The 20,103-nt window shown below is 63.1% G+C and carries 21 protein-coding genes and 2 pseudogenes; 10 read left to right on the top strand and 13 right to left on the bottom strand.

Features of this window, described 5'->3' with window-relative positions:
* Positions 1-2 precede the first annotated feature (2 nt).
* Together OOT46_RS25565 and OOT46_RS25560 are read left to right on the top strand one after the other, a co-directional pair.
* On the top strand, positions 3-1,208 hold the full coding sequence (locus OOT46_RS25565; RefSeq protein WP_265406447.1) for an efflux RND transporter periplasmic adaptor subunit: 1,206 nt from the start codon (positions 3-5) through the stop codon (positions 1,206-1,208).
* Positions 1,209-1,378: 170 nt separating this feature from the next.
* Positions 1,379-3,184, top strand: a complete 1,806-nt coding sequence (locus OOT46_RS25560; RefSeq protein ID WP_265406446.1) for an AMP-dependent synthetase/ligase — start codon at positions 1,379-1,381, stop codon at positions 3,182-3,184.
* Positions 3,185-3,222: 38 nt separating this feature from the next.
* On the opposite strand, the pseudogene OOT46_RS25555 reads toward OOT46_RS25560, so the two are convergent.
* Positions 3,223-3,345: pseudogene (locus tag OOT46_RS25555) on the bottom strand (TraR/DksA C4-type zinc finger protein); the annotation flags it as partial.
* Between the two features lie 430 nt (positions 3,346-3,775).
* Here OOT46_RS25555 and OOT46_RS25550 point away from each other — a divergent pair.
* From OOT46_RS25550 to OOT46_RS25540, 3 genes are all read left to right on the top strand, one after another.
* Positions 3,776-4,651 (top strand): hypothetical protein, encoded by an 876-nt coding sequence (locus OOT46_RS25550; RefSeq protein WP_265406445.1) that lies wholly within the window; start codon positions 3,776-3,778, stop codon positions 4,649-4,651.
* A 214-nt stretch (positions 4,652-4,865) separates the two neighbouring features.
* Positions 4,866-5,480, top strand: coding sequence for a GreA/GreB family elongation factor (locus OOT46_RS25545; protein WP_265406444.1), 615 nt, complete (start codon positions 4,866-4,868; stop codon positions 5,478-5,480).
* A gap of 1,772 nt (positions 5,481-7,252) precedes the next feature.
* Positions 7,253-7,930: a nitroreductase gene (locus OOT46_RS25540; RefSeq protein WP_265406475.1), complete on the top strand. Its 678-nt coding sequence runs from the start codon at positions 7,253-7,255 to the stop codon at positions 7,928-7,930.
* A 150-nt stretch (positions 7,931-8,080) separates the two neighbouring features.
* On the opposite strand, the gene OOT46_RS25535 is transcribed toward OOT46_RS25540, so the two are convergent.
* Positions 8,081-8,965 (bottom strand): helix-turn-helix domain-containing protein, encoded by an 885-nt coding sequence (locus OOT46_RS25535; protein WP_265406443.1) that lies wholly within the window; start codon positions 8,963-8,965, stop codon positions 8,081-8,083.
* Between the two features lie 168 nt (positions 8,966-9,133).
* On the opposite strand from OOT46_RS25535, the gene OOT46_RS25530 reads away from it, so the two are divergent.
* Positions 9,134-9,532, top strand: a complete 399-nt coding sequence (locus tag OOT46_RS25530; protein WP_265406442.1) for a hypothetical protein — start codon at positions 9,134-9,136, stop codon at positions 9,530-9,532.
* Between the two features lie 588 nt (positions 9,533-10,120).
* On the opposite strand, the gene OOT46_RS25525 is transcribed toward OOT46_RS25530, so the two are convergent.
* The 3 genes from OOT46_RS25525 to OOT46_RS25515 all read right to left on the bottom strand — a co-directional run bounded on the left by OOT46_RS25525 (position 10,121) and on the right by OOT46_RS25515 (position 12,258).
* Entirely contained in the window at positions 10,121-10,495 is a 375-nt protein-coding gene (locus tag OOT46_RS25525; RefSeq protein WP_265406441.1) for a hypothetical protein, read from the bottom strand.
* Positions 10,496-10,605: 110 nt separating this feature from the next.
* Positions 10,606-11,625 (bottom strand): hypothetical protein, encoded by a 1,020-nt coding sequence (locus OOT46_RS25520; RefSeq protein WP_265406440.1) that lies wholly within the window; start codon positions 11,623-11,625, stop codon positions 10,606-10,608.
* Positions 11,626-11,643: 18 nt separating this feature from the next.
* Positions 11,644-12,258: a PEP-CTERM sorting domain-containing protein gene (locus tag OOT46_RS25515; protein ID WP_265406439.1), complete on the bottom strand. Its 615-nt coding sequence runs from the start codon at positions 12,256-12,258 to the stop codon at positions 11,644-11,646.
* 736 nt (positions 12,259-12,994) lie between these two features.
* Here OOT46_RS25515 and OOT46_RS25510 point away from each other — a divergent pair.
* Complete coding sequence (locus tag OOT46_RS25510) at positions 12,995-13,600, top strand: RICIN domain-containing protein (protein ID WP_265406438.1); 606 nt, start codon at positions 12,995-12,997, stop codon at positions 13,598-13,600.
* 115 nt (positions 13,601-13,715) lie between these two features.
* Here OOT46_RS25510 and OOT46_RS25505 read toward each other — a convergent pair whose 3' ends face one another.
* The 8 genes and pseudogenes from OOT46_RS25505 to OOT46_RS25470 all read right to left on the bottom strand — a co-directional run bounded on the left by OOT46_RS25505 (position 13,716) and on the right by OOT46_RS25470 (position 17,897).
* Positions 13,716-14,678 (bottom strand): IS481 family transposase, encoded by a 963-nt coding sequence (locus tag OOT46_RS25505; protein WP_265406437.1) that lies wholly within the window; start codon positions 14,676-14,678, stop codon positions 13,716-13,718.
* A 57-nt stretch (positions 14,679-14,735) separates the two neighbouring features.
* Entirely contained in the window at positions 14,736-15,032 is a 297-nt protein-coding gene (locus tag OOT46_RS25500) for an IS66 family transposase (protein ID WP_265406474.1), read from the bottom strand.
* A gap of 28 nt (positions 15,033-15,060) precedes the next feature.
* On the bottom strand, positions 15,061-15,483 hold the full coding sequence (locus tag OOT46_RS25495; RefSeq protein WP_265406436.1) for an IS66 family transposase zinc-finger binding domain-containing protein: 423 nt from the start codon (positions 15,481-15,483) through the stop codon (positions 15,061-15,063).
* The gene (locus tag OOT46_RS25490; RefSeq protein ID WP_265406435.1) at positions 15,383-15,715 is read right to left on the bottom strand and encodes a hypothetical protein; all 333 of its coding nucleotides are present in this window, start codon (positions 15,713-15,715) and stop codon (positions 15,383-15,385) included. Before OOT46_RS25490 ends, OOT46_RS25495 begins: the two co-directional genes overlap by 101 nt.
* A 70-nt stretch (positions 15,716-15,785) precedes the next feature.
* Entirely contained in the window at positions 15,786-16,067 is a 282-nt protein-coding gene (gene tnpB, locus OOT46_RS25485; RefSeq protein ID WP_265406473.1) for an IS66 family insertion sequence element accessory protein TnpB, read from the bottom strand.
* A gap of 52 nt (positions 16,068-16,119) precedes the next feature.
* Positions 16,120-16,815, bottom strand: a complete 696-nt coding sequence (locus OOT46_RS25480) for a Bax inhibitor-1 family protein (protein WP_265406434.1) — start codon at positions 16,813-16,815, stop codon at positions 16,120-16,122.
* 284 nt (positions 16,816-17,099) lie between these two features.
* A pseudogene (locus tag OOT46_RS25475) lies at positions 17,100-17,471 on the bottom strand (Crp/Fnr family transcriptional regulator); the annotation flags it as partial.
* A 69-nt stretch (positions 17,472-17,540) separates the two neighbouring features.
* On the bottom strand, positions 17,541-17,897 hold the full coding sequence (locus OOT46_RS25470) for a hypothetical protein (RefSeq protein ID WP_265406433.1): 357 nt from the start codon (positions 17,895-17,897) through the stop codon (positions 17,541-17,543).
* Between the two features lie 730 nt (positions 17,898-18,627).
* On the opposite strand from OOT46_RS25470, the gene OOT46_RS25465 reads away from it, so the two are divergent.
* The 3 genes from OOT46_RS25465 (at position 18,628) to OOT46_RS25455 (ending at position 20,062) form a co-directional block, all read left to right on the top strand.
* Positions 18,628-19,344: a Crp/Fnr family transcriptional regulator gene (locus OOT46_RS25465; protein ID WP_265406432.1), complete on the top strand. Its 717-nt coding sequence runs from the start codon at positions 18,628-18,630 to the stop codon at positions 19,342-19,344.
* A 136-nt stretch (positions 19,345-19,480) separates the two neighbouring features.
* Positions 19,481-19,651: a hypothetical protein gene (locus OOT46_RS25460; protein WP_265406431.1), complete on the top strand. Its 171-nt coding sequence runs from the start codon at positions 19,481-19,483 to the stop codon at positions 19,649-19,651.
* A 57-nt stretch (positions 19,652-19,708) separates the two neighbouring features.
* Positions 19,709-20,062, top strand: coding sequence for a hypothetical protein (locus OOT46_RS25455; protein ID WP_265406430.1), 354 nt, complete (start codon positions 19,709-19,711; stop codon positions 20,060-20,062).
* The last annotated feature ends 41 nt before the right edge of the window (positions 20,063-20,103 follow it).

Here is a 20,103-nt window from a genome sequence, read left to right as displayed (position 1 = left end):
ACATGAAAACGAAAACCTGGGTGCTGGGCGGCGTCGCGGCAGCCGCTGCCATCGCTGCCCTGGCCTGGTCGTTTGCGCCAAGGGCGGTGCCGGTTGAAGTGGCGACGGCCACGCAGGGGCACTTCGAGGCCAGCATCGACGAGGACGGCAAGACGCGCCTGCGCGAGCGCTACGTGGTCTCGGCCCCCCTGGCGGGACTGCTCAGCCGCATCACGCTGCGCGAGGGCGACGCGGTTCAGGCTGACGAGGTGCTGGCCACCTTGACGCCGGTGCTGTCGCCGCTGCTGGACGAGCGCACCTTGCGCGAGCAGCAGGTGAGGGTGGAGATCGCGCAAGCCAATGTGCAGCGGGCAAAAGCCCGTATCGAAGGCGCCAAGGTGGCGCTGCAGCGGGCGCGCAACGAGGCGCAGCGCAGTGAGCAGCTCGCCAAGCAGGGTTTCGTCGCCGATACCAAGCTGGAGACCGACCGCCTGGCGGTGCTGGCGGCGCAGAAGGAACTGGACGCCGCCACGGAGGAGCGGCACGTGGCCGGCCATGAAGTGGAGCAGGCGCGTGCCGCACTCGTGGCGGTGCAGCGGCCGGCGTCCGGCAGCAGCGCCGGTTTCGTGCTGCGCGCACCGGTGAGCGGCCGCGTGCTGCGGGTGGCGCAGACCAGCGAGGCCACGGTGGCGCTGGGCACCCCTTTGCTCGAGCTGGGCGACACCAGCCGGATGGAGGTGGTGGCCGAACTGTTGACCACCGACGCATTGCGCGCCCGGCCGGGCAGCCGGGTGATCATCGAGCGCTGGGGCGGGCCGGGCCGACTGGAAGGCCGGGTGCGGCTGACGGAGCCCGCTGCGTTCACCAAAGTGTCGGCCCTGGGCGTGGAGGAACAGCGGGTGAGGGTGCTGATCGACCTCACCAGCCCGCCGGAACAATGGCGCGTGCTGGGCGACGGGTACCGGGTGGGCGTGCGCATCGTGATTCAGTCGGTCAATGCTGCGGTGAAGGTGCCGGTCAGTGCCGTGTTTCCTACCTCCGACGACAGTGGCGGCATGGCGGTGTTCGTTCTGCAGGACGGCCGCGCCCGCGCACAGCGGGTGGAGCTGGGCGGGCGCAACGACTCGGAGGCCTGGGTGACGAAGGGCCTACAAGCAGGTGCCACAGTGATCGTCTACCCGCCCGCCGCGGTGAAGGATGGCGTGCGGGCGACGATAAGAAAGTCCTGAGTAGCTTTTGCCCGCATCAAGCGGCGCAAGTCCCAATGCTGAATCGGGATGCGTTTGCTCATGCCGCCGCCTCGACTTGATCTTGCGCAAGCCCGGTGATGTGGGTGGCCGGAATTCGACCGACGCCCTGGCATCATTCGCGCATACATGGCTTGTTCCGTCCGAATCTGATGTCAGTTGCCTTGCCCGAGACTGTCCGCACCCTGCCTGAACTCTTCCAGTGGCGGGTGGCCGCCAGCCCACGGGCCGAGGCCTACCGTGAGTTCGATCCTGAGGCCGGTGAGTGGGTCAGCGCGTCGTGGCAGCAAATCGGCGATCAAGTGGCGCGGTGGACGGCGGCACTGGCTCGCTTCGCTCTGCCGCGCGGCGCCCGCATCGCCATCCTGCTGCCCAACGGGATGCGCGCCGTCTGCATCGACCAGGCGGCGCTGGCCCTCGGCTGCGTGCCGGTGCCGCTGCATGCCCTCGACAACCCGGCCAGCATCGCCTACATCCTGAGCGACAGCGGTGCCTCCGTGCTGGTGGCGGCGACCGAGGCGCAGTGGCGGGCGATCGACGCGGTCGGCGTGGCGCTCCCGGAGCTTCGGCAGGTGGTGGTGGCGCAAGCCGCCGACTCGCAGCAGGGCAGCGGTGTGCCTGTGGTCGGGTTGCAAGACTGGCTCTCCCCGCCGAACCTGACACTCGCCGTGCCGATGCAGGCACCCGAGGCACACGACCTCGCGGCCCTGGTCTACACCTCCGGTACGACGGGCAAGCCCAAAGGCGTGATACTGACGCATTCCAACGTGGTGTCCAACGTGAGGGCGGTACTGGCGACGGTGGCGCCGGTGGCAGGCGACGTCTTTCTGTCCTTCCTGCCACTGTCGCATACCTTCGAGCGCACGGCGGGCTACTACCTGCCGATGGCCGCCGGGGCCTGCGTGGTGTATGCCCGCTCGGTCAGCCTGCTTGCCGATGACCTTAAGATCGTGCGCCCCACCATCCTGATCTCGGTGCCGCGCATCTATGAGCGTGTGCATGCCAAGGTGCAGGAGACGCTCGCCGGCTCGGTGCTGAAGGCCCGCCTCTTCGGATGGGCCGAGGCCGTGGGCTGGCGGCGCTTCTGCCGGCAGCAAGGCCTGCCTCGCGAAGGCCGTGTGCCCGGGGTCCTGGACGACCTGGCTTGGCTGCTGCTGGCGCCGCTGGTGGCACGCCCCTTACTCAAGCAGTTCGGTGGCCGGCTGCGGGCGGCAGTGAGCGGCGGTGCGCCCTTGTCGAAGCCCCTTGCTCACTGTTTCCTCGGGTTGGGCCTTCCCTTGCTGCAGGGCTATGGCATGACCGAGACGTCGCCGGTAGTCGCGGCCAATGCCCCGCGGGACAACGACCCGGCCACCGTTGGTCGCCCTGTGCCAGGCGTGGAGGTCCGCATCGGCGACAACCTGGAGTTGCAAGTGCGCGGGCCCAACGTGATGCGTGGCTACTGGAAGCGCGAGCAGGACACCGCGCGTGCGTTCGTCGAGGGCTGGCTGCGCACCGGAGACCAAGCTGCCATCGAGGGTGGCCGCGTGCACATCCTCGGGCGGGTGAAGGAAATCATCGTCACCTCGACCGGCGAGAAGGTCGCGCCGGTGGACCTGGAGTTGGCGATCATGGCCGATCCGCTGTTCGAGCAGGCGTACGTGTTCGGCGACAACCGGCCGTTCATCGCCTGCATCGTGGTGCTGGGGATGAAGGCTTGGAAGCGTCTGGCCGCGACACTGGGCCTCGATGCCGCGGCGCCGGCCAGCCTGGAGGACGGCGCCGCGCGCGCCATGGCGCTGGAGCGTATCCACGCACTCACGGGCGGCTTCCCGCACTACGCGCAGCCGCGTGCCGTCGCGCTGACCCTACAACCCTGGACCATCGACAACGGGCTGATGACGCCCACGCTCAAGCTCAAACGCAACAACCTGACCGCCCGGTTTGGCACGGTGATGGAGTCGCTGTACCGGCGCTGAGACGCGGTATGGGCGTCCGCTCCACGGTGACCTCACTGTCAGGCGCCCTGGCGTGACGGATCAAACACCGGAACACGTCGAAGCTCAAGCTCCAGCGCCGATTGGCAGGCCGCGCAGCGCTGCGCAGACGGTTGCACCAGCAAGCGCTGTAGTGCGATCGGCCGGCCGCAGCGAGCTTTTCAACAGAATCGCTGCGAAGCAGTCGTTGAGGCCGGCCCAACGAAGGCCGCTGCGGGCCGGGATGTGAACGCCGCTCCTACTCTCAAGGATGCGCTGACCGGCAAATGCCGTTGGCCGAGCGTCGGGTCCCTTGTCCGCGTGGGGCCGGACTCGGAGTGCTGCACATTGGGGCAGGCACAAGGGACGGCGCTGTTGTCCTTATCCTTGTGCTCGCGGTCGGCCTTTTGTGGCAGTTCTAAGTGCGTGCTACGGGGCGTCTTCCAGGCGCGGATAGAACGGCCCGTGTATGCCATCGGGTCGTCCTAAGCGTTGTTGCAGAACGAATTCACAATTCCTCAGTCATCGGGTCTTTTACGGTGGCTAAGATCGCGATCGTCCGTTGATGTGTCGCAGCTAATGCGGGAGGGAAAAATGGAGGAGCGGCAGAGTGTTCTTGGTCAAATTAATGCGCTCTCCGAGGTGAACAACGCCCTCCGGCGAGCGTTCAAGAGAGCTGTGAGGCACTATACCGTCCCGGTATTCTCATTTCACAAATCAATTCCGTTGGGATTGCGGCTTTGGTATAAGGGGCTGCTTCCTTGGTATGCCCTGGCTCCACTTTATGCTTTGCTAGGCGTGGTGTTTGCTGTCATCACGCTCGTAGGGGTCGTTTTCTTTGGGCCCTACTCGCTATGGTCGTTGCTGCCATATACCGCGGCGCTGGTTGGCTATGCGGCCACGCATAGGGTCTTCGCGCAAGGGTTTGCGGTTTACAAGGGTGGTAACGCGGAGATGGCTCAGAAGGCGTTCGGCGTCGAGAATCTACTTCTGATCGTTCTCGGCGTGATTGATGGGTATCGCTCAGAAGGGGCCTTGTTGCGTAGGGCTGATCTAGCTGCGCTCTTGAAGATCACTAAAGCGCAGGAAGAACACGCCGGCATTTCGATCGGGTTTCTAGATCATATGAAAAAATGGCTCTACGGGGCCATTCTTGCGGCGCCGTACTATGCACTGAAAAACGTTCCTGAAGTGCGGCAAGGAATTGCATTCTTATCCTTGCTGCCAGAAAAGTATCCTGGGTTGACGGCTCTCGGCAGCGGATATGCGCTGCTCGTAGTGGCGTTCATTTACAATCTTGTTTTCTCTGAGGCAAAAACGAAGCGCGAGGGTAAGCTCTACTTGTTGGTGCTGAGTACGATTTACGAAAATTGGCCCGAGGGCAAGATTCAGCCAACGGAAGCAGAAACATTGGAGAGCGACTCGACAAAGTTTGGAAAAAACAGGGCAGCCGGTTCGCCGGCGGTATAGAACATATTGAGGCCTGCGGTGTGTGGCACCCGAAACTGCCCTGCGCTACTGCTATCAAGCGACAACAGTCGAGTAGCGGCCCTAGTACTACAGTGGTACTTGAATTTATCTCTGTAGCGCCGATAGTCGGCAAATGACCTGACTCGACAGAGGGCGCCATGGAAGCGACCGAAGTTCAGGCAGTACCGTCACAAGTACAGCAGGAGGTGGCGCGGTGGGAGGCGATGGTGTCACTTACCACAGCAGCCCGTCAGCCCGCGACCGCGACCGCATCCGTCAAGAAATCCTCGAATCGCTGGGATGGCGCGGTCGCATCATTCGCGTCTGGTCCACCGACTGGTTCGCCGACCCGGCAGGGCAGACTGCGAGGCTCGTGAAGTTCTTGAAGGAGCGCCTACGGCAAGATGACGCTTCTCCGCCCCCCTTCAGTGACGAGGACCTCCAAGAGCACGAAGCTGAGGCGGCGGAGGCGAGTGGCATGCCGGAGCCGCATCTCGAGCAAGCCAAGTCTAAGTCTGCTGTGGCAAAGGAGTCTGAGCCTGTCCAGCCAACCACGCTCCTGTCCGCAGAGCCGGCGCTGTTTGTCGAGCTTGGGGACAGGGTTACCTACCAGATTGCCACCGAGCCGCCACAACGCCACACGGTGCAGATCGTGGACAGTCCGAGCAACCTGAAGCTAGGGCTACTAAACGACGGAACGCCACTGGCACAGACTCTTCTGGGACTATGTGAGGGAGATGAGGCCGAACTGCGCATAAAGGACCAGCCGGCTCGAGCTCTGCGAATCATCAGGGTCGAGCGTCAGTCAGCCGCCGTCAACGACCAATAGGCGCTCTGACTCGTCGGGAGTGGCTGGAAGCGCTACCGGATGCTGTAGCTCGACGCGACGGCTTGAGGGCCGCAGTGTTAGGCGGCTGAAGGCGAGGCGACGGTGACAGCTCGACATCGCACAGCTGACACTCGCAGCGCCGACAGCCGCACGTCCCAACGACTGCTTGGTGGCGCTCAGCGTGAGTATGCTCGTCGGCGACCAAGGTCGGCAACCGCTGCTCAGCGGCCATCGGCCGAAGTTCATCGAAGGGCCGCAACGGGCCAGGATGCGACCGTTGTCCTTTTCCGCAGGAGGGGGCACAGCTGGGCGAGTTCGGGTTTTTCTTCGCTTTGCTCCTCCAAGACGATGCGCAACCGCTCTCTTCGACACACGCCCAGGTGCTCGGTCTCGAATTGGTCTTCGTCACCGGTTCGTGGCAGCACGGGGCAGCGGCAGGAGGCGGCCACGAGCTGTCTTCGAGTTCGCGGCCGGACCGACTGCTTCAGGCTGAAAGCGGTCACCGGGCCGTCAGCTGTAGTGCATGCTCGCGCAATGGGTCCACCCTGTTCGACCGCTTTGGCTTGTGCGCAGCTCTTCATTCCTTGAGAGCTGTTTTAATCGGATCCCAGAACCAGACCCGGCCCCGGAGGGCCCGTGCATCAAGCGGTTGATCAACTAGCCTGATTGCCGTTGCTACCCCCCGCTGCCGGAACAGCTCCTCCACCCGTTGCAAGTCGCGACGCTTTCCAGTGAGCCAAGGGCGGCCCCCCTCAGCGAGTTCCCTCGCTCGCTGCACGGAGCACTCGAGCACCTGGCGAAGATGTACGATCGCGCGCTTGTCAGAGCGGGGAAAGTCCGCGGTCAGGACATAGTGTCGCCCATCCGCCTCGCGTAGGTCGTACTTGTCCTGAAGGTACCCACTCACGTCCTCTCCACTACCGACAATCTCTATGAGTCCGCTGTCAACATCGACCAGGTATGCGTTGACGCCGACAGAGCACCGGGAGGTGTCTCCGTGCACCACATAGGCAGCACTGTTTGCCCGAATGATCCAAAAATCTTTTCGCTCTGATAACGAGCACGATTGCACCGCGAAGGGCTCGCAGTGGTCCAGTTTCGTCAGTACCAACTGGCAAGCTTCACTATCGGTGAGCACGGTACGAGTGACTTTCTATGCGGGACGAGACACTTCAATAAACGAACGTGTTGCGGCCCTATTGTGGCCCGAACTCATTGCTCAATTCTGCTTGCCCAGTGTCCGCTTTCGCTGCTCAGCGGTCATCGGCCGAAGTTGATCGAAGGGCTGCAACGGGTCGGGATGCGACCACAGTCCTTTTCCGCAGGAGGGGTCACAGCTGGACGGGTTCGGTTTTTCTTTGCTTTGCTCCTCCAAGACGATGCGCAACCGCTCTCTCCGACACACGCGCGAGTGCTTGTCCCGAGTTGGTCTTCGTCCGCGGTTCTAGGCAGCGCGGGCCAGCGGCAGGGGACGGCCACTTGCGGACCTTGACCGGAGCGCCCGCGTTCGACCGCTTCAGGCTGTAAGCGGTCGTCCAGCCCACTCTCATTCAAAGACTGCTGCCGGCCAGTCGAGGACCTTGGCGTTGGCATCGCTGCATCGTCGGGCAACGTCGGGCACGAAGCCGCGTCGGTCGCTGCCGGAAGTACGTGCTGCCCTCGAACGTCCTCTACCGATGCAACAAGGCACACGCGCGACACCGAAGCGACAGCAACGAAGTGGACCGGCTCCTAAGATCCAGATCCCACACAACGGTGATCACGTGAACAACATGGAGTTTGATAAGGTCATATTCGGCCGCCGCAGCATCCGCGGCTACAAGCCGGATCCGGTTCCGCGTGCGCTGATTGAGGAGATCATCGGACTCGCCATGCGCGCACCGTCATCGATGAACACGCAGCCCTGGAACTTCTACGTCGTCACGGGCGAGCCGCTCGAACGCATCCGCAGGGGGAATACGGAGCGAATGGCCGCCGGCGTGCCTCAGTCACGCGAATTCCGGACTGGTCAGCCCTTCGCGGGGGTGCATCGAGAGCGTCAGGTCGGCGTTGCCAAGCAACTGTTCGCGGCCATGGGCATCGCTCGGGACGACCAGGCGATGCGCCAGGATTGGGTGATGCGCGGCTTCCGCCAGTTTGATGCACCCGTCTGCATCATCGTCACTTACGACCGTGTGCTCGATGGCAGCGACGACACGCCCTTCGACTGCGGCGCAGTCACCACGGCGCTCGTCCACGCTGCCTGGTCGCGGGGCCTGGGCTGCGTCATCAACAGCCAGGGAATCATGCAGTCTCCGGTGGTGCGCGAACACGCCGGTATCGCCGATGACCAGGTGATCATGAAGAGCATCGCGCTCGGGTGGCCCGATGAGACCTTCCCCGCCAATGCGGTAGTGTCCGAACGCAAGAGCGTTGCGGAAGCAGCGGTCTTCGTCGGGTTCAACGCTTGAGCACGCCCTGGGCGGGCGGTTCTCAAGGTGCTGACCATGGGCAGTCCGGTCAGTCACGATGGGTCTGTATCCCAGCGCAAAGCAGCCCTGGTGTCTAGAAGGCCGCTCCTGGCCGGTAGCGCTCGACGCTCCTTCATGGAACCAGCGGCATCAGCGCCACAGCCGGTAGATCCAGAAGCTCTCGTCGCTTTCGATGCGCTCCAGCAACTGCTGGGGGCTCAGGCCAGTCACCCGGCGCGCCTCGCGGCACAGGTGCGGCTGGTCCGCGTAACCGGCATCCGCCGCGAGATCGGCCCATTTCACCCGACCCTGCGCAAATGCAATTTGGGCGTCGATCAGCACTCGTTCCACGCGTGACAGTCCAACCAAGTTACCAAGCGGCAACCCAGCCCAGGCGCGGATGCGTCGGCTCGTCTGCCGGACGCTACGTCCCACCCCCGACGTCAGTGCACGTGTCGCAAGGCCATCTGCCCAGTCGCGGTAAGTTCTTGCGCTGCTCCACTGGTCAGCAGGAAGGGCTCGCCAACGTGGCTCGAGGAAGTCTTCGATCCGACGCACGCGGTCCGCAAGGCACGCTTCATGGAACGGCGCATTCAGTGCGACCAGCCAGTCTGGGGGAAAAACGACTGCAGCGTCACAGGAACGATCCAAGAGCCGTACTGGATCGAAGCCCGTCAGGGCTTGTAACGCGTCGGGCATGACGAGCATCGTCAGCGTCTCGACGGGTCCAGGATTGACTGAAGTCACGGGCTTGGTCCTCGGGCCGCAGAATGCTATGCGTGCCGCAGGCGTACCGTCTTCTGCCCAGATGGCGCGCCCCTCGAAGAACCAGGTGACGGCACAGGCCGGCGACGCGGGAAGATGATTGAATCGTTCACCCGGCTCCAGTTCGCAGTTCAGCGTGCTCCGGGCCACGAACGCGCGGACACAGGAGCCGAGCGAAAGCCGCGGCGAGATCAGCTGCGAATGACCGTGGCGCGGCGAGGCGGCGGTAGGGGCTCTGATGTCTGTCCCTTTAAACACCTGGAGCTTCATCTCGACTTTCCGTCTTCGACAGGGGGCGCTTTACGGGAGCGCCAAGGCCGCATTGTCCGACAGTGCCGGCCCGCGTCCGTTTCGTTCAATACGACAGTCCCCCGCGGTCCTACGCTCGAGCCTCCTCTTCAACTCGGCACCACGCAGATTCTCTGCGCCGCACCCACGATGTCTCGAGCTGCTCTCAGCACCAAATTCTTCGCCGCCTATCTCTTCCTGCTTGGCGCGGTATTCGTCATCGCTCCCAACCTCCTGCTCTCGCTCTTCGGAATCCCCACTGCCGAAGGGTGGGCTCGCATCGTCGGCCTTCTTGCCTTCAATATCGGTGCGTACGCGTGGGTCGCTGCACGACACGAGTACAAGGCGTTCTTACTGGCTTCTGTCTGGATCCGCATCGAGGCCTGGCTGGTGCTCACGGCGCTCGCCCTTCTTGGACTCGTTCCCCCGGTGATCGCGCTGTTCGGCGTGGTGGACCTGATTGGCGGAGTTTGGACCTACTACTGCCTTCGGTCGGATGCGCGGGCTCACACGCTTGCTGGATCTCGCGTGGAACCCGTATCCACCTGAACGAAGGAGTGTTGCGGGGTGCACCATGATCGGAAGAGCGGGACATCCGCTCCTGGCCGGCTGCTGTCTGCAAGATCTGGTCTTGCGGACGACCGCTTTCGCTGTTCAGCGGTCAACGGGCGAAGTTCATCGAAGGGCCGCAACGGGTCGGGATACGACCGTCGTCCTTTTCCGCAGGAGGGGTCACCGTTGGGCGGGTTCGGTTTTCTCTTCGCTTTGCTCCTCCAAGACGATGCGCAACTGCTCTCTCCGACACACGCGCAAGTGCTTGTCTCGAAACGACTTCTGCGAAGGTCGAATCAAAAAGGTAGCTTAAGATTTTTAGAGAAACGGGGGCAAAAGAGAGTCGAACTGCGCCTCTAACGGACCGCGAAGGGGAGGTCGTCGACCTTCGCAAACCGGCCGGAAACCCGCACCGGCGCGGGAAACGCCCAAACAAAAACGCCCAACCGAGAGTGGTTGGGCGTGATGTTCTGGTGGTGGAAAAGGGGACTAAGGCAAACCTTTCTCTCAAGCTCCTGCGGGCTCCCGCGGGTCACTGGGGGCACCCGCCGACCGGGGCGAGTGGTCGGTGGATGCAAAACCACCTCAAACCAACCATCCTGTGCAGCTCCTGCGTCCCCTCACGCGGAAGACCCCATGGGGAACGATGAATCCTGTGATTTGGCCCCGATTGTTGATGTCGAATCCGCCGCTGTTGCGGCCTGGCCGTCCCAGGTCGCGCATGACGCCGTTTTCCCACAAGAAGGCGCGCGGCTCCTGTGAGCCCCCGCGGGGCGTCGAAGCGCCACCGGTGACCTGACCGAGGTCGTTGAGGGCGGTTGGATAGACCGAGCCGTGCTCCTCCAGGCGGCCCAGAGGCGTGAGGCTGTACCGTGGTGCGGCGGCGGCGTGGGTGTCGAGGGCGCAGACGACAGTGAGGGCCAGCGCCAGAACGGCGTGCGATAGTGCGAGACGACTCATGCGATGTCTCCGCGTGGGTGAAGCTGCGGGAACGCGGGGACGCTACTGCGGCGGCGTGCCGCGTCCCCCCGATATAGAGGCCGGGTAGACCCTGCACGGCAACTCGCGGCTCAGCCGAAGGCCCAGCGAAAGGTCACGCGAGAGCCGGGGCTGAGCCCGCCCAGGTCACCCACGTAGTACACATCGGCGATGAGGCCCGCGCCCTTGGGTTTCTTGAACGTCAGGCTCTGACCGTTGTCCACTTGGTGCGCCCATAGCGAGTTCCGACCCGCGACCGCGCCCGTAGCGACGATGTCCCAAGCGCTGCCGAGACCGTCCGGCATGGTCAGTATCTTGTTTGCCAAGACGCCAGGCCCGACGGCCAGGGCGAACTCGACAATGTTTGATGCCACGGCGTTTGGCTCGATGGTGTATTCGATGATGTCGCCTTCTGGCGCGCGGAATTGGCCGCGTGGCAATGCTGTCCAGGGAAGATTCGGTATATCTGCGACCCATAGCTGATTGTCGGGAAATCGCGTGACGTACAGCTTGCCGAGGTGGATGGGTGCCGGGCCGTTCCACGCGCCGATCGCCGTCATGGTCCGTACATTCCGGAAGGTATCCACCTTCAGCCAGTTCATCTCGGTCGGGGCAGCATCCCGGATCCAGATCGTGCCGTCGTTGGTCGCCGCAAACAGCCGCCCGTCCAGCCCCTTCATGCCGATCGCAGCCAGCGCGATGACATCGATCGCATGCCCGATCGGCGTCCAGGATTTGCCGTAGAAGGGGTCGCGCATCAAGAGCCGGTTGTCTCTGGTGGCTGCGAAGAGCTGCTGCCCAGGATACGAGTATGTCAGGGCAACAACGTCATTCGCTTCTCCAACGAGCCTCCACCCCTGATGAGCGATATCTCCGCGGTCGCACGCGATGAGCCGGTTGTCCGCCGTCGTCGCCCACAGATCAGATGATCCAACGGCAATCGTGACTGCCGGTGCGCCGCTGCCTACCAGTGTCCACGGTATGTCGGACTCGATCGTCTCGCGCTTCCACAGTCTGTGGTCGCCCGTCAGTGCGTAAAGCTGGTCATGGTCTTCCGCCATCGCTACGACGTCGTAGGCGTGCCCGATGTGCTTCCAATTTGCCAGTGCCATGGTGGCTCCTGTCTTTCGTCAGGGCGCAGATGACACTGCCCGGCGCCGCACAAGCAACATCAATGCGCCGCCGGTAAGCAGCAGACTGGTGCTGGGCTCGGGAATTGGAGCCGCTGGCCAGTCGATTGTGGCGCTACCTGACGGCGACGGGAACGCCACCCCATTGATGAAGAACGGGGGAACCTCCTCATGGTGGCCTTGCTGCCCGACTTCAAAAGCATCGAACTCCTCGTTGCTCACGATGCCGAAAAAGCCCGTCGCGCCGTTGAGCCTGAAGGCGTCCAAGAACTGGTCGAAGAATGAGATGCCGATGCTGGCGCTTGTCGTGTCGCCGTAGATGCCGAGCGCCATGGAGGTCGTCACCCGGTGGACGGTGTCAGACGGTAGGAGGGCACCAGTGACCACTCTCACCTGCGTCCCGCCCGCTGGGGAGACGATGGCGTTGTCGAACCAATCGACTGTCGGAGGTCCTTGCCAGCAACTGCTACCGGGCTTCACGCAGCTCACGAAAGTCATCTCGTTGCTGAAGCGGTCACCAAGCACCTCGATGCGCGGCACCGGTCCTCCCTCGAAGGTGATGAGCTCATGCAGTCCACCGACTGCCGCAAGATACGCGTTGACGTCGCGGTACATGGTGATTGCGGCACCCGCTGGCGCGTGAAGTAACCACAGCGCAATGACCAAGCATTGAACGAACGGCCTCCTTCTCATGTCTTGCTCCCTGCCGCGTACGGTGAAACTACCTGTACAGAGGCTACGCGCAGGTTGGCATGCCTCCCCCCCTTGCTTGCGGGGGCTGGAACAGCTTTAGGGAAACGCGGCAGCAGCGGAATAAACTGCCTCGGCAAGCGAGTGCGTTTCCCCCGGACGTTAGCGGCAGGGGTGGATTCCCGAGAGGCAGTCTCGTCGGACTCGCACTTGATCTGTCGGATTCGCAGACATCGCTGCAACTTGCCGGGTCTCTGTTGTCGCAAGCCATGGGGCTTCTTGGTTGTCGCGCGGCCTACGCAACTGACGGGTACGGGAGGGTTGCCGGTAGGCAATTCATGGGCACGACGAGCTTTTGTGCGGGCTGAACCATGAAGGCTTGCTGCCATAGCGCGTCCTCCTGTTGGGCCGTCGGGATTTCACCATGACTCTCCGGGACCGAACACCTGGTTCTGGTTCTGGGCGGGAAGAATTGGCACAACTGTTGGTCCAGCGAGTGATGCCGATTACAGTAAGCAGCCCGGCGAACGCGCGGTCAGCCGCTCCAGCGGTGTCCGCCATGGCGACTGACCCAGAGCGAAAACGATGAACTCCCTCATTGCTTTGGCGGCGGCCTCCGCACCCGAAGGGGACAGTGAAGTCCTTTCGATGTTCTGACAGGATGACCTGGCACGACCGAAAGGAAACGATCATGCGAGCAACAGGCAATAGGAAGATCGCTGGGGCGTTCCTAGCAGCGGCAGCGATGGCGGTGGTCAGCGCGGCGACCGCCCACGCCCAGGCATCGCCGACGGACGGCGCGTCGATCCTGCGCGCTGGCGACGGCAAGTATGGGTTCATGAACCTCAAGTCCGGGAAGGTGCTGCAGCCCAAGGGCGCCAGCACCGCCAACGGCGCCAGGATCGTCCAGCAGCCCATGGTCCTGTCGCGTGGCGATCTGGTGAACTATCAGAACTGGGCTGCCTACAACGCGGGCAGCAACTACTTCAGTTTCCGCAACGTCAAGTCCGGCAAGGCGCTCGGCGTTGACCGCGCCAGCACCGCCTCCGGTGCGGAGCTCATCCAAGCGACCGCCGACACCAACAACAATCAGGACTGGAAATTCCAGACCCACCCGAACTACCCCAGCGGGGTCTACAGCATCAAGAACCGCAAGAGCGGCCTCTGCATTGGCATCTCCGGCGCGAGCACTGCGTCGGGTGCACAGGCCGCCCAGTTCCGTTGCGACGGTAGGACCAACCAGGGGTGGAAGGTCATCGACAACTGACGGCCCCCTCATCAAGAGCCTGCGGTCGTACCTAGCCCGAATCAGCCGCAGTTAGGCGGAGACCACTTGGCGGTCGTCCAGCGGCCCGCACGCCACTGCTCAGCAAGCGTCAGAGTTAGCGAGTTTGCCACCGGTGGTGAGGATTGATCTTGAACGGTAAAGGGTCCTTGCGCCATGCATCACAGACGGTTCGGAAGGGAGTCCGCCAACGCAGTGCCTTGAGATGTTTGGCGAAGTTGTAGGCGGTGACGAAGGCCTGCACGTGGGCCTTGAGCGCGTCGAAGCTCGGGTAGTGGAAGGCCTTCACGGTCGCCTCCTTGATGGGTTGATTCATTCGTTCGGCGTGCCCATTGGTCCATGGGTAATATGGCTTGGTCAAACGATGCTCAATGCCGTGCTCCCGGCAAACGCGCTCGAACAGATGGCCGCCACCATAGGCATCAGTCATCCCGCCTCGGTAGCGAGGCTGCTCAGCGAATGGCGTACCGTTGTCTGTCACCACGATGTGGATGGCGTAAGGAAACGCGGCCACCACATTGCGCAGGAAGGCCGCACCGTTGAGTTTCGTGGCGGCCTCGTAGAAGGCGATGTAGGTGAACTTCGTGACCCGGTCGATGGCCGGGAACAGGTGCAGCTTTCCCTGGGCGAGGCGCAGCTCGCAGCTGTCAATGTCGACGTAGCCGATGGACGTGTCCTGGAAGCGGCCCCGCTTGGAATCCTTCTCCTGGCTACGAGGGAGTTGCTGAATGCCGTGCCGCACCAAGCAGCGGTGTAAGGCACTGCGGCTGAGTTGCGGAATGCCCTCGCGTAGGCAACCGAGGATTTCGTCCAGAGGCAGCAAGGTGCGTCGTCGCAGCTCGACCACGGCCGCCTCCTCGGCATCACTGAGCTTGGCGCTACGCCGTCGCTTGGGGCCCATAGGTGCGTCTGTCGTCGTGGTGCGACGGCGCCACTTTGCCCCCGTCTTCTCGTTCAAGCCATAGCGGTCGGCAAGGGCGCGAGTCGTCTCTTGCGACGCTTGCAACTCGGCTCGAACTCTCGGCGTTGTGCGGGCTGAACCATGAAGGCTTGCTGCCATAGACAGTCCTCCTGTTGAGTCGTCAGGATTTCACCATGACTCTCCGGGACTAAACACCTAGTCCTTGAGGGGCGCCACCGGATACTTGCCCCCGCGGCCAATCCAGAAGTCGTAGACGACGCCTAGCTGCGCGTCGAACTCACTCCGGGCGTAGCCCCAGACGTACGCCCGCTTGGTCTTGCGCGCGCCGGGATCGAGCATCGCTACGGGCGTCTCGTCGGCGTGCAGCGCCCGGCAGCCCCGCACAAAGGCCTTGTGCGCCTCGAACAGAGGCTCCATGCCAGCGCCAGCGCCGGCGCCGGACCACGCTGCAAGGGTCGCTCGAGGCGTGTGAACGCCAGAGCGGGCGTTGATCTCTTGCTGCCGGTAGTACGGCAGGTGGTCAACGAAGCGGCTGACAGTGTGTGCGCGAGCATGCCGGGGCCGGCATCCCCTTCTCGATGATTTGCGGCTCCAGTGGTTGCAGCACGAGGATCTGGCTGCACTTGCAAGCCCACTTGCCGCGCACGTGCCGGTGCGCGAAGAACTGGGCCGGCACGACGTCCAGCCGCTCGCTAACGTCGTCGCCGATGCGCACAATCGGCCGCCCGCAGCCCGGTGTCGGACAATTCGTGTCTTCGGGCTCGTGATCGTGCTCGACGCGGTGAAGGTGCTCGAGCAGGGGTAGCCGGCGGGGGCGGCGCTTGCGGTCAGCGCCCAGTGCTTCAGGAGCGGACGAAGTCTGCAACGCATCGAGTTGCGCCGGCGGGTCCGCCTCGTCCCCGACCACGGTCTCCTCGAACAGCCGGCGCTGCTCGGCGTTCATCACCTCGGTCTTGGCGCCGAACTTCCACGCCTTCAGCCCGCGCCAACTCGAAGGTCACCTTCTGCAGCTTGGCGTCCTTGTACTTGATCAGCGCATCGCGCTCGGCAAGCTGGCTGGCGTGCTCGGCGCTCATCACTCCCAGACGCTCCAGCGTATGCGCCGCTAGGGGGGACACCGCATCGGCGTCCAGGCCCCGCAGTTCCTCGAGCTTGAGCTGATGGACGTCGACCATGGAAGGCAATTGCGCGCGGGGCTGTAAGTGCCCCGCAATCCGTTGCAACGATCCCTTGCTGTTGGGATGTCTACAGCCGTGAGATCACGCGCAACTGCTCCAGGCGCTGCCACGGCAACCCGACCACCAGCGCGTCGAACTGCTGCTGCGTCAGCTGCAGTGGTGTGGCCGTGCCGTTGTGCTCCCGTGGCCAGACGAAGCTGCCGACGTTCAGCCGGCGGGTCGCGCACCACACGCCGAAGCCGTCATGGACCAGCAGCTTGACGCGGCTGGCCGGAGCATTGGCAAACAGGTATCCGTGATGGGCTCGGGCGGCGCCGAAGAGGACTTGAGTTTGGCGAACTCCGCTCAGGGCTGCGGAGTCTGCGGCAAAGGAGGCGGATGCAGCGCAGCTCGTTCGCAGATCACTCGTCCCGGCCGGACGTGAGGCCGAACAGGGCCAGGAGCGACTGAAAGACGTTGTAGATGCTCAGGTAGACGCCCAGCGTGGCGGAGATGTAGTTGGTCTCATAACCGTCCTGAACGCGCTTCAGGTCATGCAGGATGAAGGCCGAGAAGATGCCGATGGCCAGAAGCGAAAGCGTGATCATGAGCGCGCTGGACTGGATGAAGATGTTCGCGATACCAGCGACCAACAGCATGATGGCGCCGACGAACAGCCACTTTCCCATCGACGTCAGGTCGCGCTTGATGATGCTGGATAGCGTTGCCATGCCCAGGAAGATCGCTCCGGTGCCGGCAAAGGCGATCATGATCAAGCTCGCCCCGTTGGCCAAGCCGAGCACGGCACCGACCAGACGCGACAGCATCATACCCATGAACAACGTGAAGGCCAGCAGCACCGGGACACCCGCGGAGGAGTGTTTGGTCTTGTCAATCGTGAACATGAAGGCGAAGGCGCCCCCGAGGAACACGATCATGCTCACCATCGGCGACATCGCCGCTGCAATGCCGGTCGCCACGCCGAGCCAAGCGCCGAGGACGGTCGGCACCATGGACAGGGCCAGCAGCCAGTAGGTGTTGCGCAGCACCTGGTTGCGCTGCTCGATCGAAATGCCAGCGCCATACGTGGAGCGCAGGTTGTGAAGCGACGAGTTCATGAAGAACCTCCGTTGTCGACGAAAAAAAGGACTGGAACCCCTGGATTCGGTTCTCCGACAGGGCCCGAAACCGCTCGGCAGCCGGATGGCAGACTGGGAGGGACGAGGAAACCACTGCACCATGCGCTCACCGCGGCTGCAACACTCCAGACATCAGCAAGAGGAGGACCACCGCCCCAAGCGCCACCCGGTAGTAGACGAAAGGCAGCTTGCCGAGTGGCAGCGCAAGACGAGCGATTCGTGGTTCACGGTGGTAGTGCACACAGATCACATCGAAGCACGTTCTATTGCGCCACCTTGGCTGGAAGGAGGCGGTCGTACTCCTTCTTCACGACCGCATAGCATTCGCAAGTCCGCCGTTCGAGCCCGGCGCGGTCGACCACAGTGATGTGACCCCGTTTGTAGTCGATGAGTCCGGCTCGCTGCAAGCTGACGGCGGCCTCGGTTACCCCCTCGCGGCGCACGCCCAGCATGTTGGCGATGAGTTCCTGCGTCATGACCAGTTCGGGTTCCTGCAGGCGGTCGAGGCTCAGCAGCAGCCAACGACACAGCTGTGGGTCCAGCGAGTGATGCCGATTACACACGGAGATTTGCGTCATCCACGTGATGAGCGCCGGCGTGTACTGCAAGAGCAGCTGGAGCACAGGACTGGAGCTGCTGAACGCCTGCTTCAGGAACGACCTGCGGTGTGGGGGCGTCCTGTTTGACTTGCATGCCAAGTCAGGTCATGAACTCCCTTTGCGCCTGTAGCGCCGCAACAGTTCGGCATGGTTCAGTGCATCCTCCAGACGCAAAAAGCGCCGCTGGCCGTGCTGGTAGGCGCCCTCGAGAAAATCGACGCCCATTGTGCTCATCAGCTCCAACTGATATGGACGCGGTTGGTTTGTTGTCGCAGTGGCTCTCATCACGGGATGGCCATCGTCATTGCCGAGGGGGTGTCGGCTCGGTGCAACGAGCGGCGGGGGCCGCTCGCGTGGAGCTTCGGTGCGCCGATCAAGGGCGCCGCCTTCCGACGTGAATCGGTCCTCGGGATCTAGTATTGAGGGAGGGACCGCAGTCTTGCGTTCTCGAATTCTGTTCATGGCGTTCACCTTTCAGCGAGTGTTTTATACAGGGCGACTCGGCGCGACCTTCCGGGCCGTGACGTCGTACCCGGGCATCCTCCGGGCACACACGATGGAACGCCGTAGCGACAGTCATCGCGGGACAGTTATGCATCGCAGAGTCCATTGACACATCAGCCTCGCGACACCAGGAGGGCGATGTCGATGGCGGCGGAGGCCGCCAGTGCACCCCGCGGATAGACGTGAACATAACTGTCGATGGTCTGGGCCGCACTTCGTACACCTGTGGCCATTTGTTCCTCCCAGTGGCACAGCGGCGAATCGTCTAACCGGGACAATTCCGTACTGCGACGCTCAACTGAAGCGTCGGTGCTCAACGGATCTATGTCGGCCGCACCTGCGGGTCCTTCGAGCTCGCGTGGCAGGGGTGGTCGGATTGAGTTGCTCATCGCTTCTCCATCAGCGATCTGCGGTGTGAAAAGGTCTTGCAGGAAGCGACAGCGGTCAGCGTCTCTGCAGGCCCGGATCTTCGTGGTCCGTCGGTCGTGTGTCTGTTCGCTGTCGCACATTTACCGTGCGCAAGCCTGATCAAGTGCCGCGCGGGGTTGCTTTGCAGTAGCGTGCGGCGCGCAGACGTGGCGATTGGCGAGGTGCGCCGCGGCGGGGGAGGTCCACCGCACTGACACCATCGATGCGATCGGACACTATCAATCTGCCTCCGGCGTGTTCTGCATCCGGGCGGTCTCCGATGACGGGCAGCATCGACCCAGCGGAGAAAGGATTACGGATCGGCATCGTGAACGACACGAATTTCATGATCGAGCAGTTACCTGGGGACGAGCGCCGCCGGCTGCTCGCCGGCGCGGAGCGCATCACGCTGGAGTTTGGGGACGTCCTCGAGCGAGCGGGCGACCGCTACAAACGCATTCTTTTCCCGACGGGGGTTGTCATCTCCCTGGCCGCTGCTGCCGCCGGGCGACAGGACCTCGAGTTGGAGATGGTGGGTAACTCTGGCATGCACGGCGCGACTGTGATCCTCGGCCTGGATGCGGCTCCTCTCGGAGCGAAGGTGCGGCGCAGTGGGACGGCGTGGCAATTGTCGATCTCAGCATTGCGCGAGGAGCTGCGGCATAGCCCCGTGTTGCACGCGAAGCTGCGTCTCCAGATTCACGCTTGCCTCACCCGGCATGCGCAAGCCGTTGGCTGTGCGCACTTTCACCGTGTCGAAGCGCGCCTGGCAACCCTCCTGTCGCGCACGGTCGACTGCGCAGGCGACAACCACATCGAGCTCACGCATGAGTGGTTGGCCCGCATTCTCGGCGCTCGGAGAGTCAGCATCACGCAGGCAGCGACCGCACTCCAAGCGTGTGGTTCCATCACCTATCACCGCGGTTCGATCTCGGTGCTGAGCCGGCGTATCCTGCTCAGGCGGGCCTGTAGCTGCTACCGAGAAGCGTCGGCCTGACTTGATCGTTTGCCTCTCGGCTCTGCCGACGCCGCACGTGCCCTAATACGTAGTGAACCGCAGAGTGCGGTACCGTACGGACGGTCACTCCATGGAGTAGGAAGATCGAGGTAGTCAGATCCTTCTAGGAGGTTGTATGTCGCTTCAACACGAAGTTGCAGTGCTCAAGGACAAGATCGTAAAAGCCACCGTTGACAGCGAGACCTGGCGTTCGGCGGGCAACCAGGAAAAGTACATGGAGAATTGCCTTCTCGTCGAGATGCTCGAGCAGCAGCTCGATGTGCTTTACCGGGAGAGAACGCAGTGAACCACTGCGCCAACTGGGCGTCCGTTGCTGCCCTTCAATTTATTTTGAAAAACTGCCATGAACATCCCCGTAGAAACGAAGCCGGCCCTCTGGGGCGGCGTAGCCGGTGCCATGGCCATGGCGGTTCTCGGATTCACTTGGGGTGGTTGGACGACCGAGGGTAAGGCCGAAACCTTGGCATCGACAAGGGCCGACGACGCGGTAGTTGCCGCGCTCGCGCCCGTGTGCGTGGACAAGTTCCAGCAAACGGTGGACGTGGCCGTTAACACAGCGGCCCTGAAGAAGATCGATTCCTGGTCGCAAGGCGACTTCCTTGAGCGAGGGGGCTGGGCCGCAGTGCCCGGAAACAACTCGGCGGAGCGCGTCTCTGCGATTGCCAAGGCCTGTGCGGTGCTGCTTGCGAGCGCATGAAGTCCGTCGTCGGCCGCTCGAACACGGCGGGCCGAGAGGCG

This window comes from Aquabacterium sp. A7-Y (assembly GCF_026153205.1).
In the GTDB taxonomy this organism is placed as follows: Bacteria; Pseudomonadota; Gammaproteobacteria; order Burkholderiales; family Burkholderiaceae_C; genus Caldimonas.
Note: the sequence above shows the minus strand (reverse complement) of the source record. Positions and strands in the feature narration are given on the sequence as shown.

Coding starts and splice junctions, on each gene's coding strand:
- OOT46_RS25535 (WP_265406443.1), bottom strand. CDS start 8,965: ATGAAGCTCCAGGTGTTTAAAGGGACAGACATCAGAGCCCCTACCGCC.
- OOT46_RS25455 (WP_265406430.1), top strand. CDS start 19,709: ATGAACATCCCCGTAGAAACGAAGCCGGCCCTCTGGGGCGGCGTAGCC.
- OOT46_RS25520 (WP_265406440.1), bottom strand. CDS start 11,625: ATGGCACTGGCAAATTGGAAGCACATCGGGCACGCCTACGACGTCGTA.
- OOT46_RS25560 (WP_265406446.1), top strand. CDS start 1,379: ATGTCAGTTGCCTTGCCCGAGACTGTCCGCACCCTGCCTGAACTCTTC.
- OOT46_RS25460 (WP_265406431.1), top strand. CDS start 19,481: ATGTCGCTTCAACACGAAGTTGCAGTGCTCAAGGACAAGATCGTAAAA.
- OOT46_RS25495 (WP_265406436.1), bottom strand. CDS start 15,483: ATGAACGCCGAGCAGCGCCGGCTGTTCGAGGAGACCGTGGTCGGGGAC.
- OOT46_RS25515 (WP_265406439.1), bottom strand. CDS start 12,258: ATGTACCGCGACGTCAACGCGTATCTTGCGGCAGTCGGTGGACTGCAT.
- OOT46_RS25490 (WP_265406435.1), bottom strand. CDS start 15,715: ATGGTCGACGTCCATCAGCTCAAGCTCGAGGAACTGCGGGGCCTGGAC.
- OOT46_RS25480 (WP_265406434.1), bottom strand. CDS start 16,815: ATGAACTCGTCGCTTCACAACCTGCGCTCCACGTATGGCGCTGGCATT.
- OOT46_RS25505 (WP_265406437.1), bottom strand. CDS start 14,678: ATGGCAGCAAGCCTTCATGGTTCAGCCCGCACAACGCCGAGAGTTCGA.
- OOT46_RS25550 (WP_265406445.1), top strand. CDS start 3,776: ATGGAGGAGCGGCAGAGTGTTCTTGGTCAAATTAATGCGCTCTCCGAG.
- OOT46_RS25510 (WP_265406438.1), top strand. CDS start 12,995: ATGACCTGGCACGACCGAAAGGAAACGATCATGCGAGCAACAGGCAAT.
- OOT46_RS25470 (WP_265406433.1), bottom strand. CDS start 17,897: ATGAACAGAATTCGAGAACGCAAGACTGCGGTCCCTCCCTCAATACTA.
- OOT46_RS25540 (WP_265406475.1), top strand. CDS start 7,253: ATGGAGTTTGATAAGGTCATATTCGGCCGCCGCAGCATCCGCGGCTAC.
- OOT46_RS25465 (WP_265406432.1), top strand. CDS start 18,628: ATGACGGGCAGCATCGACCCAGCGGAGAAAGGATTACGGATCGGCATC.
- OOT46_RS25565 (WP_265406447.1), top strand. CDS start 3: ATGAAAACGAAAACCTGGGTGCTGGGCGGCGTCGCGGCAGCCGCTGCC.
- OOT46_RS25530 (WP_265406442.1), top strand. CDS start 9,134: ATGTCTCGAGCTGCTCTCAGCACCAAATTCTTCGCCGCCTATCTCTTC.
- OOT46_RS25525 (WP_265406441.1), bottom strand. CDS start 10,495: ATGAGTCGTCTCGCACTATCGCACGCCGTTCTGGCGCTGGCCCTCACT.